We start from the raw sequence: 15,611 nt of genomic DNA on the forward strand, positions 1-15,611 counted from the left end.
GCATCGGTCGCGCCCGGGCGGCGTCGGTCGTCAGCGTGTCGTCGTGCCCGCCCCCGTCTCCGCCGCTCCCCGCTGCGACAGTGCGACGCGCGGCCACGTTGCGATGTCGCGCTGGAGCTGGCGGTCGTGGGTGGCCAGGACGACGGCCGCCTCCGTGGTGTGCAGCGCTTCCGTGAGTTCGTCGACCAGGGCGATGGACAGATGGTTGGTGGGCTCGTCCAGCAGCAGGACGTGCGGTCGGGCGGCGAGGGCCAGGGCCAGATCGAGGCGCCGCTGCTGACCCATCGACAGCTCGGCCACCGGCTTGTCGGTGTCGCGTGAGGTGAGCAGGCCCAACGAGCCGAGCCCCACCACCTCGCCCTCCTTCAGCACGCCCGCCGTGACTAGCCCGGCGGTGTGCGCCTCGTACAGGTCACGGGCCCGCCGGTGCGTCGCCCGCGGCGACTCCTGCCCGAGCAGACGCAGCCGCACCCTGCGCGCCCGGTGCACCCGGCCCGAGCCGGGGGCCAGCCGCCCGGCCAGGACGGACAGGAGCGTGGACTTGCCCGCCCCGTTCGGGCCGGTGACGGCCAGCCGGTCGCCGGACGTCACCGACAGGCTCGTCGAGTGGTGCAGCCGCCCGCCGACCGTCACCTCCTCCACCCGCAGCAGGACGACACCCGGCCGGGCGGGCAGCTCGGGCAGCGAGAAACGCCGGGGCGGCACCGGCGCGGTGACCTTGTGCCGGTCCAGATCGTCCTGGCGCCGGTGGACGGAACGCACCAGCGCACCGGCCCGGGTCGCGCGCTGATGCTTGCCGGTGCCCTTGTCCGGGCGCCAGCCGGTGCTCAGCCGGTTCTGGGCCTCGGACAGGGCCTGCTTCAGACGGACGTGCTCGGTCCGCTGCTGCTCGTACTCCTCCTCCCACCGGACCAGTTCGGCCTCCCGACCCTCGCGATAGCCGGTGTAGCCGCCCCCGTACACGCCCGGCCGGCCGTCGCGGGTGGGGTCGAGATCGAGGATCGTGGTGGCCACGTCCGCGAGCAGCGCCCGGTCGTGGCTGACCACCACGACGCCGCCGGCATGGGCGCGCAGCCTGGCGGTGAGGTACTCGAGCCCCGCCAGGTCCAGGTGGTTGGTGGGCTCGTCCAGGAGCAGGAAGTCGTACTCGGCACCCAGCAGACAGGCCAGCCGGATCCGGTAGCGCTGGCCGACCGACAGCGTGGCCAGCGGACGGGCCCGGTCGCCGACCGCACCGAGTCCGTCCAGGGCGACGTCCACCCGCCGGTCGGCGTCCCAGGCGTCCAGCGCCTGCGCCACCTCCAGGGCGTCGGCGTAGGCCTGTTCGGCCCCGGGGCGTTCCGCGGCGAGGGCGTCCGCGGCGGTGTCCAGTTCCCGCAGGGCCGCGCGGGCGTCGGCCAGGTGGTCGTCGATGAAGTCGCCGACCGTGCGCGCGTCCTCGGCCGGCATCTCCTGCTCGGCCAGGGCGAGGGTGCCCACGCGGTGCACGGTCCCCTCGTCCGGGGCCAGGAGGCCGGCCAGGACGTGCAGCAGGGTCGACTTGCCGCGGCCGTTCTCGCCGACGACGCCCCAGCGCGATCTCGGGGAGACCTTCATGTCGACGTCGTGCAGCACGGTGCGGCCACCGCGGTCGACGTGGATCGAGGCGCAGGTGAGCTGGGCCCGGTCGCGGGCAGGCAGAACAAGGGTGGTCACGTTCTCTTCCTCGTTAAGGAGGCACACTTCACCCCCGGTTCGGGCGGGGATGGGAGCGGGCCATCGGATCCGACGGACGGCCGGGCCCAGAACAGGGCGGGCCGTGGGCGACGTCGCGGCTCCCGGCACCTCGGCCTGTGTTCGACACGGCGTGCGAGGGCGGAGCCGGTGGCCCGGATCAGAGGTAAAGGACGTAACTCACACAAACATGCTAACAGTTGCCGCCGCGAGCGCTCAGGCGCGCGTGCGGACCAGCAGCAGCGCCACGTCGTCGTCGGGCTCCGGGCTCAGCGCGCTGAGGAGGCTGTCGCTGGTGCGCTGCAGGCTGGGGCCCGCGTTCTGCAGGAGGTGGGTCAGCGTGCTGAGCCCGGTGTCGATCGGCTCCCCGCGGTTCTCGACCAGCCCGTCCGTGTACAGGGCGAGCAGCGAGCCCGGCGGGAGCTCCACCTCCACGGTGCCGAACTCCACGCCGCCCACCCCGAGCGGTACGCCGCCGGGCACGTCGACGAGTTTCGCGATCCCGTCCGCCCCGGCGAGCACGGGCGGCAGATGACCCGCGCTGGACAGGGCGCAGGTGCCGCGCCGCAGGTCGCACACGGCGTACACGCACGTGGCGATCGCGTCGCCGAGCGAGCCGGCGATGTCGTCGAGGTGTCGCAGCAGCTCCGCGGGCGGCAGGTCAAGCCGGGCCAGCGCCCGCGTCGCCGTGCTGAGCTGCCCCATGATCGCCGCGGCCTGGACGCCCTTGCCCATGACGTCCCCCACGACGAGCGCGGTGCGCCCCGGGCCCAGCGGCAGCACGTCGTACCAGTCGCCGCCGACCTCGCTGAGGGCCGGGCGGTAGCGGGCGGCGATGTCGAGCCCCTCCTGCTCGGCGGGCGCGGCGGGAAGCAGGCTGCGCTGGAGAGTGAGGGCGGTGCCGCGCTCGCGTCCGTAGAGGCGGGCGTTGTCGATGCAGATGGCGGCGCGCGCGGCGAGTTCCGAGGCGAGGACCTGGTCCCGGTCGTCGAAGGGGCGTTCGTCGACCGTGCGGTACAGGGTGAGCGTGCCGAGCACTCTGCCGCGGGCCATCAGCGGTACCGCCATGTAGGAGTGCGCCCCGGCCTCGTGCAGGGTCTGGGCGGCCCGGCCGTCCCGGGCGATGCGCCGCATCATCTTCGCGTCCACGCGCTCGACCAGGACGGGGCGGGCGCTGCGGACGCACTGCGTGATGATCCGTGACGACCCGTAGGTGGCGAGCTCGCCGACCGGGTCGGCGGCGTGGATGGCGTCGGTGGCGTAGCCGGCGGCGACGGCCAGCGCTCTGAACTCGGCGGGCGCGCCGCCCGACACCGGCGCGATGGTGCCGTGGGCCACGACGGACTCCAGCACGTCCACGGCGGCCAGGTCCGCGAGCTGCGACACCACCACGTCGGCCAGTTCCCGGGCGGTCTGCTGGAGGTCCAGCGTGGTGCCGATCCGCACCCCGGCGTCGGCGATCACCGACAGATGCTGACGGGCCTGGGCGACCTCGGCCGCGGCCTGCTGGCGCTCGGTGACGTCCAGGACGGCCATCGCGAGGCCCAGCACCCGCCCGTCGGTGTCCTCGATGCGGTGATACGACTCCGAGTAGGCGCGGTCCTGGGCGTCCGCCGCCGTACGGCCGATGGTCTGCTGGTCGAGCAGGGGTCTGCCGGTCTCCAGGACGTGCCGCATCCGGGCCTCGATGGCCTCCACCTCCAGGTCCGGCAGCACCTCGCCGACCCGGCGCCCCAGCACGGCCTCCTCGGGCACGCCGTTGATCCGCTCCAGCGCGGGATTGACCCCGACCCAGCGCAGGTCGTTGTCGAAGACGGCGATGCCGAGCGGGGTCTGGTTGACGAGGCTGTGCGAGAGGGCGAGGTCCCGCTCCACGATCCGTACGGTCGTCGCGTCCGTGGCGAGGCCCAGCAGATGAGGCTGCCCCTCGGGGTCGAGGAGACGCATCGTGCGGAACTCCACGGCGCGGTCCGTGCCGTCCTTGTGCCGCAGCGGGAAGACTCCGGCCCAGCGGGCCCCCGAGCTGACCTGGGCGAAGAGCTCCCGGCCCCGGGTCCGGTTCTCGGGCGCCACCAGGAGCGTGTCGGCGCGCTGGCGCAGGGCCTCCGCCGGGGTGTAGCCGAGCAGCTGCTCGATCTCGGGGCTCCACAGGGCGATGTGCCCGCCCGCGTCCAGGACCACGGCCGCGACCTTCAGAAGATCCAGCAGCCCGCCGGGCGCGGCCGTGACGGACTGGCGATCCGAGGTCGCATACCCGTTCATGCGAGCCGCTCCTTCCGGCGCGGCAAATGGTCCGGCCAAGATCCGTTGCACAGGCTGTCCGATGAGGTCACAGTACGGTCGGTGGAGCGGCACTGTCGCGCCGAAATGACAAAAAATCGAGGGTCGGTACAGAGTTCGGCCCGCGGAGAGGGAGCACCGTCTTGGGTGACTGGTCCTTGCGAGAGAGTCTGGACACGGCATCGGGCACCGTCCGCTGGGACCGGCTCGGGGATCCCGGCGGCGAGCCGGTCGTGCTGCTGCACGGGACGCCCTTCTCGTCCTACGTGTGGCACGAGATCGCCCCCGCTCTCGCCGCCGCCGGGCACCGCGTGCACGTGTGGGACATGGCGGGCTACGGCACGTCGGGCATGTACCCGGACCAGGACGTCTCGCTGGGCGCCCAGGGCGAGGTCTTCACCGAGCTGCTGGCGCACTGGGACCTACGGGAGCCGTCCGTCATCGCGCACGACTTCGGCGGGTGTGTGGCGCTGCGTGCCCACCTGCTGCACGGGGCCCGCTACCGGAGGCTCGCGCTGGTCGACCCCGTGGCCCTGGAACCCTGGGGTTCCCCCTTCTTCCGGCTGGTCGCGGAGCACAGCCACGTCTTCGAGCAGTTGCCCGCGCCGCTGCACGAGGCCCTGGTGCGGGAGTACGTGACGTCCGCGAGCCATCTCGGTCTGCGTCCCGCGGCGCTCGACGCGCTGGTCCGGCCGTGGACGGGGGAACGGGGCCAGGCCGCCTTCTACCGCCAGATCGCGCAGGCCGACCAGCGCTACACCGACGACATCCAGCCGCTGTACCCCACGATCGACCTGCCCGTCACCGTCTGCTGGGGCACCGAGGACACCTGGATCCCCTTCGCCAAGGGACAGGAACTGGCCACCCTGATCCCCGGCGCGCGGCTGGTGCCCGTCCCGGAGGCCGGCCACCTCGTCCCGCTGGACGCGCCCGCCCGGCTGACGAGCGCGCTGCTCGGCTTCCTCGGCGGCTGAACCATCAGGACCGCACAAAGTCCGACGGGGTCATTGATTCGATTGTGTGCGAGTTCTAGGGTGTGCCTGCTCAGCAGTTGCTCCGTCACCGTCAGTTGACACGCATCCCAACAGAAACACCCATCGAGGATGTGCAGTTGAGGATCGCGTCTGACGTGCCCTCAGTCCGTGCAGCACCCTGTCGAACCGAGGAAGGCCACGGTCATGCCGCACCCGCACCCGCTCCCGTCTCCCGCCGACCGGCCCGTAGTCAGCCGCCGTCGTCTGCTCGAAGGGGGCGCCGCCGTGCTCGGCGCGCTCGCCCTCTCGGCATCGCCCACCGCAGCCCACGCGGCCGGCCGGCGCCCGGCGGCGGACGGCCCTCCGGAGTGGAACGACGGACTGACCGTGTACCGGGTGGGCACCGAGCCACCGCACACCACACTCATGCCGTACGCGGACCTCGGGCAGGCACTGGACGCCGACCGCACGCGCTCGCCGTACCGGCAGAGCCTCGACGGAAAATGGAAGTTCGCCTACGCCGACCGGCCCGACGACCGGGACACCGACTTCTACCGCACCGACGTCGACGACTCGGGCTGGGACACCATCCCCGTGCCCTCGGCCTGGCAGTTGCAGGGCTACGACTTCCCGATCTACATCAACATCACCTACCCCTGGTGGGGCCCCAACGGCGGCGGCGAGGACGCGCAGCCGCCGGCCGCCCCGACCCGCTACAACCCCGTCGGCCAGTACCGCCGTACGTTCACCGTGCCGAAGAACTGGTCGGGCCGGCGCACCTTCCTGCACTTCGAGGGCGTCAAGTCCGCCCACTACGTGTGGATCAACGGCGAGTTGGCCGGCTACCACGAGGACTCCTACACCTCCGCCGAGTACGACATCACCCGCCACCTCAAGCCGGGCACCAACCAGATCGCCGTCGAGGTGTACCGCTACTCCGACGCCGAGTGGCTCGAGGACCAGGACATGATCCGGCTGAGCGGCATCTTCCGCTCGGTCCACCTGTACTCCACGCCCTCCGTGCACCTGCGCGACTTCAAACTGGACACCCCGCTCGGCGACGACTACGCCTCCGCCGACCTCAAGGTCACCGCGCACGTCCGCGACTACGGCGGCAAGGGCGCGGGCCGCTACACCGTGGAGACCCAGCTCTACGACGCGCGCGGCCACGCCGTCTGGTCCCGGCCGCTCCAGCAGCCCGTCGACGTCCCGGCCGGCGACGAGGCCACCGCCGAGGCGTCCAGAGCCGTCCCCTCGCCGAAACTCTGGTCGGCCGAGCACCCGGACCTCTACACCGCGGTCCTGCGGCTGCGCGACCCGGCCGGCAAGGTGGTCGAGACCCTCTCGCACCGGGTCGGCTTCCGCGAGTTCGCGCTCAAGGACGGCCTGATGCGCATCAACGGCAAGCCGGTGTCCTTCCGCGGCACCAACCGGCACGAGATGCACCCCGTCACCGGCTCGGCGCTCACCAGGGCCCAGATGATCGAGGACATCGAGATCATCAAGCGGCTCAACATCAACAGCGTCCGCACCTCGCACTACCCCAACAGCCCGCTGTGGCTGGAGCTCGCCGACGAGTACGGCCTGTACCTCGTGGACGAGACCAACCTCGAGACCCACGGCATCCGCGACAAGTTCCCCGGCAGCGGCCACCCCGAGTGGACCGACGCGTGCGTGGTCCGCGCCCAGAACATGGTCCACCGCGACAAGAACCACGCCTCGGTGGTCATCTGGTCCCTCGGCAACGAGGCGGGCGGCGGCACCACCTTCAACGCCATGTACGACTGGATCCGCGGGTACGACCCCACCCGCGTCATCCAGTACGAGGGCGACGACCGGCCGGGCATCAGCGACATCCGCTCAGAGATGTACGACAGCCCGCAGCGCGTCGAGGCCCGTGCCAAGGACACCAACGACAAACGGCCGTACGTGATGGTCGAGTACTCCCACGGCATGGGGAACTCCAACGGCAACTTCAAGAAGTACTGGGACATCGTCCGCCGCTACGACGTCCTCCAGGGCGGCTGGATCTGGGACTTCGTCGACCAGGCCCTGAGCTGGCCCACCCCGGCCCGCAAGCTGCTGACCGAGTCCGGCCCGGGCGCACTGCGCGGCGAGGTCATCGCGTCCGCCGGCACCTTCGACCGTGCCAAGGGCGTCTCCGGCGGCACCGTCTTCCCCCGCGACTCCCGCCTCGACCTCACCGGCTCCCTCACGCTGGAGGCCTGGGTCACCCCGCACGTGACCGGCTTCCACCAGCCCATCATCGCCAAGGGCGACACCCAGTACGCCCTCAAACAGTCCGACAAGACGCTGGAGTTCTTCATCCACGGCGGCGGCCAGTGGGTCACCGCGAGCTGGGCGCTGCCCGACGACTGGACGGGCAAGGAGCACCACGTCGCCGGCGTCTTCGACGCGGACGCGGGGACGCTCACCCTGTACGTCGACGGATCGGTGCGAGGCACCCGCACGACCACCCGGCGCCCCAGCGACAACACGGCCTCCCTGGCGCTCGCCACCGACGTAGACAACCCGACCCGGGAGTTCAGCGGCACCATCCGGCGCGCTCGCGTGTACGCCCGCCCGCTGAGCGCGGCGGAGCTGGCCTCCAACGACCGCGGCCCGGACGACGAGGGCGTACGGTTCTGGTTCGACGCCGCAACCGCCGGGCTCACCGAGAAGCGCCCGCGCGACAAGACCTTCTACGCCTACGGCGGCGACTGGGGCGACAACCCCAACGACGGCGCCTTCTCCGGCGACGGCATCGTCACCGCCGACCGCGGGCACACCGGCAAGTCCGCCGAGGTCAAGCAGATCTACCAGGCGATCAACGCCGCCCCGGCCTCGGGCGGCCCCGGAGCCGTCAAGCTCACCAACGAGTATCTGTTCACCAACCTCCGCGAGTTCGACGGCCGTTGGTCCCTCGTCGCCGACGGCAAGGTCGTCCAGCGCGGCCGGCTGACCCGCGACCAGCTCGATGTGGCGCCGCTGACCAGCAAGGACATCAAGGTGCCGGTACGGCTGCCGGCCAAGCCCGAGCCGGGCGCGGAGTACTTCCTCCAGCTCTCCTTCACCACCCGGGAGCCCGCCAAGTGGGCCAGGGCGGGCTTCGAGGTGGCCAAGCAGCAACTGGCCCTCCATGTGGGCAGCCCGGTCGTGAAACCGGCGCGGCTCGGCAGTGTGCCCACCCTGCGCCACACGGACGGCGACAAGACCCTCGCGGTACGGGGCAGGAACTTCTCGGTCACCTTCGACAAGAGCACCGGGACCATCACGTCGTACGAGGCGGCCGGCACGCCTCTGATCACCTCCGGCCCCGTCCCGAACTTCTGGCGGGCGCCCACCGACAACGACCGGGGCAACGGCCACCACACCCGCAACCAGCTGTGGCGCGACGCCGGAGCGAAGCGGAAGGTGGCTGACGTACGGGTGCGGCCCCTGGGCGACCGGGCCGTCGAGGTCAAGGTCACCGGCACGCTGCCCACCGGCACGGAGTCCTCGTACTCCACCACCTACACGGTCTTCGGCAACGGCGAGATCAAGGTCGACAACACCCTGCACCCGGGCGCCTCGAACCTGCCGTACATCCCCGAGGTCGGCACCCTGCTGTTCCTGCCGCGCCGGCTGGACCGGCTGCACTACTACGGCCGCGGCCCCGAGGAGAACATGTGGGACCGCAACAACAGCACCGACGTGGGCCTGTACTCCGGCACCGTCGCCGAGCAGTGGACCTCCTATCTGCGCCCGCAGGAGAACGGCAACAAGACCGACGTCCGCTGGGCCGCGCTGACGGACGGCGACGGACGCGGACTGCTCGTCTCCGCCGAGCCGCTGCTCGAGGTCAACGCCTCGCGCTTCACCCCGGAGGATCTGTCGGTCGGCGCCCGCCACGACTACCAGCTCACCCCTCGGGACGCGGTGGTCCTGCGGATCAATCACCGCCAGATGGGCGTGGGCGGTGACAACAGCTGGGGCGCGCACACCCACGACGAGTTCAAGCTGCTCGCCGACCGCGACTACGCGTTCACCTACCGGCTGCGTCCGCTGACGCGGGTGAGCGAGGCGACGGAGGCCTCACGCCGGCCGACGGCGACCGAATAGCACGAACGGTGGGACGGCGGCGCCGCCTCAGTCGGCGGTGTCGCTGATCCCCAGGCGCAGATGCTCCACGTGGTACACGGCCTGGTCGAGCAGCTCGGCGACATGGTGGTCGTGCAGCGCGTACACGACGGAACGGCCCTGTCGCTCGCCCACCACCAGACCCAGATTGCGCAGCAGCCGGAGCTGGTGCGAGCAGGCCGACTGCTCCATGCCCACCTCCGCCGCCAACTCGGTGGCGGGCAGCGGGCCTTCCCGCAGGCGCGCGAGGATCAGCAGGCGGGAGGGCGTGGACAGGGCCTGGAGCGTGGTGGCCACCTTCGCGACGTTGTCCGCGTCCAGGCGTACGCGCTCGCCGGCGTCCTGCGCGGTGGTGACGGCTCCATGACCCATGACGTCATCGTACCGGGCACACACGAACACATGAATGAATCTTCATCTGTCCCGGTCCGGGCAGGTCGATGTCGGATTCTCGCCAGACCCGCGCGCCGGTGGTGACCGATGCTGGACGTATGCAGATGGGGATGCACACCGACACCGAGCGTTGCGTACGCGCCGTCCAGTCCAAGGACGCGCGCTTCGACGGCTGGTTCTTCACGGCCGTCCTGACGACCCGCATCTACTGCCGTCCCAGCTGTCCGGTCGTGCCGCCCAAGCCGGAGAACATGGTCTTCCACCCGAGCGCCGCGGCCTGCCAGCAGGCCGGGTTCCGGGCCTGCAAGCGCTGCCGGCCCGACACCAGCCCCGGCTCCCCGGAGTGGAACCAGCGCGCCGACCTGGTGGCCCGCGCCATGCGGCTGATCGCCGACGGCGTCGTGGACCGCGAGGGCGTGCCGGGCCTCGCCGGGCGGCTCGGCTACAGCACCCGGCAGGTCGAGCGGCAGCTTCTCGCCGAACTGGGCGCGGGCCCCCTCGCGCTCGCCCGGGCCCAGCGTGCCCAGACGGCCCGGCTGCTCATCGAGACGACGACCCTGCCGATGGCGCAGCTCGCCTTCGCCGCCGGCTTCGCCTCGATCCGCACCTTCAACGACACCGTCCTCGAGGTCTTCGCCCTGTCCCCGAGCGAGCTGCGCACCCGCGCCCCGAAGCGACAGGGCACGAGCACCCCCGGCGCGCTCGCCCTGCGGCTGCCGTTCCGGACCCCGCTCAACCCCGACAACCTCTTCGGCCACCTCGCCGCGACGGCCGTACCCGGGGTGGAGGAGTGGCGCGACGGCTCCTACCGCCGTACGCTGCGCCTCCCGTACGGCCACGGCATCGTCGCCCTCACTCCCACCCCCGACCACATCGCCTGCCGTCTCACCCTCAGCGACCTGCGCGATCTGACCGTCGCCATCAGCCGCTGCCGCCGCCTGCTCGACCTGGACGCCGACCCGGTCGCGATCGACGACCAGCTCCGCACCGACCCGGTCCTCGCGCCGCTGGTCGACAAGGCACCCGGCCGGCGTGTCCCGCGCACGGTGGACGAGGCCGAGTTCGCCGTCCGGGCCGTGCTCGGCCAGCAGGTCTCCACCGCCGCCGCCCGCACCCACGCGGCCCGCCTGGTCACCGCGCACGGCGAACCGGTCGACGACCCCGAGGGCGGCCTCACCCACCTCTTCCCGGCACCCGAGGCCCTCGCGGCGCTGGACCCCGAGTCACTGGCGATGCCCCGCACCCGCCGCACCACCTTCACCACCCTGGTCCGGCAGCTCGCCGAAGGCGAACTCCACCTGGGAGTGGAGAGCGACTGGCCGCGCAGCCGCGCCCAGCTCCTCGCCCTGCCCGGCTTCGGCCCCTGGACGGCCGACGTCATCGCCATGCGCGCGCTCGGCGACCCGGACGCCTTCCTCCCCACCGACCTCGGCATCCGCCGCGCCGCACAGCAAATGGGCCTGCCGTCCACGCCCGCAGCACTCACCGCACGCGCGGCGTCCTGGCGCCCCTGGCGGGCCTACGCCGTCCAGTACCTCTGGGCGACGGACAGCCACCCGATCAACTTCCTCCCGGTATAAGGACGTTCGATGAAGCACCACACCGTGACCGACAGCCCCTACGGCCCCCTCACCCTCGTCGCCGACGACGGAGTGCTGTGCGGCCTCTACATGACCGACCAGCGCCACCGCCCGCCGGAGGAGACCTTCGGCACCCGCGACGACACCCTGTTCGCTCAGGCGGAGGAACAACTCGAGGCGTACTTCGCGGGCGACCTCAAGGAGTTCACCGTCGAACTCCGCCTGACGGGCACCCCGTTCCAGCGCACCGTCTGGGAGCAACTGAGCCGCATCCCGTACGGCGAGACCCGCTCCTACGGCGAACTCGCCGCCATCCTCGGCACCCCCACCGCCTCCCGAGCGGTCGGCCTCGCCAACGGCCGCAACCCCGTCGGCATCATCGTCCCCTGCCACCGCGTCCTCGGCGCGAACGGCAGCCTCACCGGCTACGGCGGCGGCCTGGAGCGCAAGCGCCGGCTGCTGGAGTTCGAGAGCGCGTCAGGCTCGCGTGCCGCCTCGCCGAGCTGACGAGGACGCGTCAGTGGTGGTCGCCGTGCCGGCCGAGGGTCTCCACGGGGGTCGCGCCGGGGCGGGTCCACTGTGGAACGGGGCGGCTGGCCGGGCCCCAGGTGGCGTTCCCGTCCGCGTCCGAGCGCCAGTACCAGCAGGCCTGGCGGCCCACGGCCGGGTGCCCCTCGCGGACATCGCCGAGCACGGGCCGGCCCTCGGGGTTGTCCTCCCACGCCTCGCCGCGGCCGTAGGGCGTCATGTCGAGCAGGCTCAAGGACCCGTTGACCGGCTCGTTGCCGCGGCCCGTCGTGGAGTAGGTGAGGAACACCCGGTCGCCGTCGCGCAGGAAGCAGGCGATGTGCCCCATTTCCCCGCCGACCGGCGCCTCCACGCCCCGCACCGAGTACCAGGGCTGGGTGTACCCCATGAACGCGACGTAGGCGGCCACCTCGTCCCACGGGCCCGAGGTCAGGACGGCGTACGAGACGCCCCGGGCGTTGAGGTAGACGGCGTCCTTCACATGCCAGGCCGTGGTGGTGCAGCCCTCGCACTGCCCCTGGTGCGGCGCGCCGTCGTACCACATGTGCTGGTAGACCACGAGCTCGTCGCGCCCCTGGAACAGGTCGAGGAACGGGACCGGCCCGTCGGCGCCGGTGACCTCCACCGTGCCGTCGAGCTCGACCATCGGCAGCCGCCGCCGGGCCGCGGCGATCGCGTCGCCCTCATGGGTGTGCGCCTTCTCGCGGACCAGCAGCTCCGCGCGCGCCGCCTGCCAGGTGGCGAGGTCGACGACCGGCGGCTTGCCGGGGAGGTCGCCGCTCGGGATGCCGGGCGTGGTCGTCATGGTGTCCTCCGTGGTGTCTCGTACCGGGCAGCGCCGTACGACGTGCTACGACGCTCACCGGAAGAGACTGACGACCGGGCCGGAACTCATCGCGGCAGGAGACACCCTCCGCCGAGCCTCGGACTCGTCAGTCCTGACGAAACCGCTCCAGCAGGGCCGGGAGCGCCGTACCGATGGGCTCCCGCACGATCTCGTCGGCCCGCTCGTCGTACGGCGTCGGCTCGGCGTTGACGATGATCAGCCGGGCGCCGTGGTCGGCGGCGACACCGGCGAGGCCGGCCGCGGGCTGGACCTGGAGGCTCGTGCCGACGGCGACGAACACCTGGCAGGCCTTGCTGATCGCGGCCGCCTCGCCGAGGACGACGGGGTCGAGCCGCTCGCCGAACATCACCGTCGCCGACTTCAGGACACCGCCGCACTCCAGACACGGCGGATCGTCCTCACCGGCCTCGACCCGTGCCAGCGCGTCCTGCATCGGGCCGCGGGTGTGGCAGCCGGTGCACACGAAACTCCGTGCCGTGCCGTGCAGTTCGAGGACCTTGCGGGCGGGCATCCCGGCGAGCTGGTGCAGCCCGTCCACGTTCTGCGTGATCACCCGCACCGGCACCCCCGACCCCTCCAGGTCGGCGACAGCCCGGTGGGCGGCGTTGGGCTCGGCCCGCAGCGTCCGGTTCTTGCGCCGCATCTGCCACGACCGCCGCCGGATCTCCGGATCGCCCATGTAGTACTCGTACGTCACGAGCTTCTCGGCCTCCGGATCCCGCCGCCACAGCCCGTTCGGCCCGCGGTAGTCCGGGATCCCTGAGTCGGTGCTGATACCGGCGCCGGTGAGGAGCGCGACGAGGGGCTTGGCCATGAGCCGAGGGTAGGACGCCGGCCCGCCCGGGGCGAACGGATATCCGAGAGGCGTGCTCCGCCGTGCCCGGTGGGAACCGGTGCGTCTCCTCCGGCGTCTGTGCAGGTCGGGCGCGGCTTCGGTCGCCCCGGAGCACAGCGTTCGAACTGGGGATCGGGGTGATGGGGCGGGATGGCGTGGCTCCGGAAGTACTGGTTGAAGATCTTCCTGCTGACGTTGGCCAGCTTCCTGGCCGCGGGCGCCTTCGTCGCCTCGGTCGTCGCGGGTGACGACCACAGCAAGCACCGGGACACCGCGCTGTGGACGGGCGCCGCGCTGGCCCTGATGGTCGTCCTGGTCACCGCGAGCGAGACCGCCCTCAACGAAAGGGAGCGGGCCAAGGCGCGCGAGGAAGCCAGCCACACGGCGGCGCAGATCCGTCTCTGGTACAACGACGTCCTGCTCCAACTGTCCAAACCCCTGGGCAAGCTGACAGAGGAACACGCCTCCGCGTACACGGCGACCGGCGCGACACCGCCCGCCGGTCTGGTCACCACCCGCTCCACGGAGTCGACCACGATCCGCCGCTCGGCGCTCGTCGGCGCGGCCACACTCACCGCCCGGCTGGATTCCGCCGGACTCCCCACCGCCCGGAGCGCGTACTACCGCTTGACCGACCGGACGCGGCACGAATTCGAACTCGACGACTGGGCGGGCCGCCCTTCCGCTCCCCGTGCAAAGATCGACGGAGCCGCCGGAAGCCACCTCTTGCACGACATCCTGGAGGCCAGGAGCGCCTACCACGCGGGCGCGGCGACCGGGCTGGTCAGCAAGGTGAACCAGGGCGGCACCGACTACCGGTCGGTCATCGCGGTGCCGGTGACGGCCGGCGCCATGGAGTTCGGCGTGCTGGCGGTGGACGCACCGAAGGCCACCGACCTGACGGTCGATCATGTCCGGCTGGTACAAGGCCTGGCGGACGTGCTGGGCGCCGCCCTGGCGCTGACGTAGGTCAGGAAGGGGAAACAGATGATGGCCGCCACACGCTTCGGCTTCAGCCTTCGCCGTCTCCGCCCTCGTCGTCGTGTCCGCGAGCCCGTAGTGCCGGAAGGGATGAACCATGTCCGCGAGACGCTCGCCATGGCACAGGCCCGGCAGCGGTACGAGGAACAGGCGCGCCAGGAGTTCGACGAACGGGTCGACCGGGAGAGCGGCACGTTCGGCTGGGAGACCTTCAGCCTGTTCGTCCTCGCCATCGGCGCCCTGGCCTGCGCTCTCCTGGGCACGCTGAGCGGCGCCGACCGGTGGCTGTACTACCCGCTGGGCGGCGTGGGAGGACTGTGCCTCGCGCTGATCCTGCTCAGATGGGGCTGGGCGCGTCGTCGGCGCGGACGTCCTCCCACGCTGCGCGACTGAGGCCCGCCGCCCTGTCAGCCGACCCGGTGGCCGTTCTCCAGCTCCGCCGTGCCCGAGCCCTCCGCCAGCACGTCCAGGGCGGTGAGGACGCGGCGGCCGAGGGCGCCCGGGAGGTACTCGGTCAGCTCCTCGCGCGGCACGAGCCGCCAGGACAGCAGTTCCTCCTCCTGGAGGCGGATCGCCTTGAAGGCGTCCTCGCCGAGCACCCCGCCGTCGTACAGATACGCCACCAGCGGCGGACGCCCCGGGCCGTGCACCCAGTCCACCGCCAGCAGCCGGCCGAGCTCACGGTCCAGGCCGATCTCCTCGGCCGTCTCGCGCCGCGCGCCCTGCCGCGGGGTCTCGCCGTCGTCGGACTCGATCGTGCCGCCGGGCAGGGTCCAGCCCTCCCGGTAGTTGGGCTCGACGAGCAGGACCCGGCCCTCGCCGTCCCGGAACAGCGCGGCAGCGCCGGCCAGGACACGGGGCAGGGACGCGATGTAGGCGGCGAAGTCAGCAGAGGTGGTCATTGGGGCAGGGTAACCACCGGATGCCTGCTCAGCCGCAGGGGAAGACGTAGTCGGACTTGTAGTTGATGTAGAGGCTGCTGGAGGACGAGCCCATCTTGGCGGTCACCGGGGCGCAGGCGAAGCTGGAGACGCGGACCGGGCCCGCGTACTCGCTGAAGCTGCCCGAGTCCGGGTCGCAGGCCGTGCCGCCCACCTTGCAGACCTGCACGTACATGTACTGCGCCTTGCCGACGTTGTTGTCGAGGATGACGCAGCCCTTGCCGCCGCTCTCGTAGGAGAAGAGGGTCGCCAGGCGCTCGGCGGGGTCGGTGCCGACGGGCAGCGGGATGCCCTTCTTCAGCGTGTAGCCGGTGCCGCAGACGTTGGCGGCGGCCGCTGCGGCCGCCGGATCGGCCTGGGCGAGGGCCACGGTCTCGGCGTCGGCCCGCGCCGACAGCGGCACCGAGGGCTGTTCGACGG

The 15,611-nt window shown here is 71.9% G+C and carries 13 protein-coding genes; 6 read left to right on the plus strand and 7 right to left on the minus strand.

Going from position 1 to position 15,611, the window contains the following annotated elements:
• Positions 1–30: 30 nt before the first annotated feature.
• Both ACFTZL_RS25905 and ACFTZL_RS25910 read right to left on the minus strand, forming a co-directional pair.
• Entirely contained in the window at positions 31–1,695 is a 1,665-nt protein-coding gene (locus ACFTZL_RS25905) for an ATP-binding cassette domain-containing protein (RefSeq protein WP_382587311.1), read from the minus strand.
• A 234-nt stretch (positions 1,696–1,929) separates the two neighbouring features.
• The gene (locus ACFTZL_RS25910) at positions 1,930–3,975 is read right to left on the minus strand and encodes a SpoIIE family protein phosphatase (protein ID WP_382587314.1); all 2,046 of its coding nucleotides are present in this window, start codon (positions 3,973–3,975) and stop codon (positions 1,930–1,932) included.
• A 161-nt stretch (positions 3,976–4,136) separates the two neighbouring features.
• Here ACFTZL_RS25910 and ACFTZL_RS25915 point away from each other — a divergent pair, with 161 nt between their 5' ends.
• Both ACFTZL_RS25915 and ACFTZL_RS25920 read left to right on the plus strand, forming a co-directional pair.
• Positions 4,137–4,967, plus strand: a complete 831-nt coding sequence (locus ACFTZL_RS25915; RefSeq protein ID WP_382587317.1) for an alpha/beta fold hydrolase — start codon at positions 4,137–4,139, stop codon at positions 4,965–4,967.
• Between the two features lie 204 nt (positions 4,968–5,171).
• Positions 5,172–9,068, plus strand: a complete 3,897-nt coding sequence (locus tag ACFTZL_RS25920) for a glycoside hydrolase family 2 TIM barrel-domain containing protein (protein ID WP_382587340.1) — start codon at positions 5,172–5,174, stop codon at positions 9,066–9,068.
• 27 nt (positions 9,069–9,095) lie between these two features.
• Here ACFTZL_RS25920 and ACFTZL_RS25925 read toward each other — a convergent pair whose 3' ends face one another.
• Positions 9,096–9,458: a metalloregulator ArsR/SmtB family transcription factor gene (locus ACFTZL_RS25925; RefSeq protein WP_189726259.1), complete on the minus strand. Its 363-nt coding sequence runs from the start codon at positions 9,456–9,458 to the stop codon at positions 9,096–9,098.
• A 119-nt stretch (positions 9,459–9,577) separates the two neighbouring features.
• Between ACFTZL_RS25925 and ACFTZL_RS25930 the strand changes: the two genes are divergently transcribed.
• Complete coding sequence (locus ACFTZL_RS25930; RefSeq protein WP_382587320.1) at positions 9,578–11,059, plus strand: AlkA N-terminal domain-containing protein; 1,482 nt, start codon at positions 9,578–9,580, stop codon at positions 11,057–11,059.
• Between the two features lie 9 nt (positions 11,060–11,068).
• Positions 11,069–11,566 (plus strand): methylated-DNA--[protein]-cysteine S-methyltransferase, encoded by a 498-nt coding sequence (locus ACFTZL_RS25935; RefSeq protein ID WP_382587322.1) that lies wholly within the window; start codon positions 11,069–11,071, stop codon positions 11,564–11,566.
• A 10-nt stretch (positions 11,567–11,576) separates the two neighbouring features.
• Here ACFTZL_RS25935 and ACFTZL_RS25940 read toward each other — a convergent pair whose 3' ends face one another.
• Complete coding sequence (locus tag ACFTZL_RS25940; RefSeq protein ID WP_382587325.1) at positions 11,577–12,392, minus strand: DUF899 domain-containing protein; 816 nt, start codon at positions 12,390–12,392, stop codon at positions 11,577–11,579.
• A 127-nt stretch (positions 12,393–12,519) separates the two neighbouring features.
• Complete coding sequence (locus ACFTZL_RS25945; RefSeq protein WP_382587328.1) at positions 12,520–13,248, minus strand: NAD-dependent deacetylase; 729 nt, start codon at positions 13,246–13,248, stop codon at positions 12,520–12,522.
• A gap of 171 nt (positions 13,249–13,419) precedes the next feature.
• Between ACFTZL_RS25945 and ACFTZL_RS25950 the strand changes: the two genes are divergently transcribed.
• Positions 13,420–14,238, plus strand: coding sequence for a GAF domain-containing protein (locus ACFTZL_RS25950; RefSeq protein WP_382587331.1), 819 nt, complete (start codon positions 13,420–13,422; stop codon positions 14,236–14,238).
• A 102-nt stretch (positions 14,239–14,340) separates the two neighbouring features.
• Entirely contained in the window at positions 14,341–14,643 is a 303-nt protein-coding gene (locus ACFTZL_RS25955) for a hypothetical protein (RefSeq protein WP_382587334.1), read from the plus strand.
• 14 nt (positions 14,644–14,657) lie between these two features.
• Here ACFTZL_RS25955 and ACFTZL_RS25960 read toward each other — a convergent pair whose 3' ends face one another.
• Together ACFTZL_RS25960 and ACFTZL_RS25965 are read right to left on the minus strand one after the other, a co-directional pair.
• Positions 14,658–15,152, minus strand: a complete 495-nt coding sequence (locus ACFTZL_RS25960) for an NUDIX domain-containing protein (protein ID WP_382587337.1) — start codon at positions 15,150–15,152, stop codon at positions 14,658–14,660.
• Between the two features lie 28 nt (positions 15,153–15,180).
• Complete coding sequence (locus tag ACFTZL_RS25965; RefSeq protein WP_382587343.1) at positions 15,181–15,594, minus strand: hypothetical protein; 414 nt, start codon at positions 15,592–15,594, stop codon at positions 15,181–15,183.
• Positions 15,595–15,611 lie beyond the last annotated feature (17 nt).

Source organism: Streptomyces sp. NPDC056948 (assembly GCF_042674225.1).
Taxonomy (GTDB): domain Bacteria; phylum Actinomycetota; class Actinomycetes; order Streptomycetales; family Streptomycetaceae; genus Streptomyces; species Streptomyces purpurascens.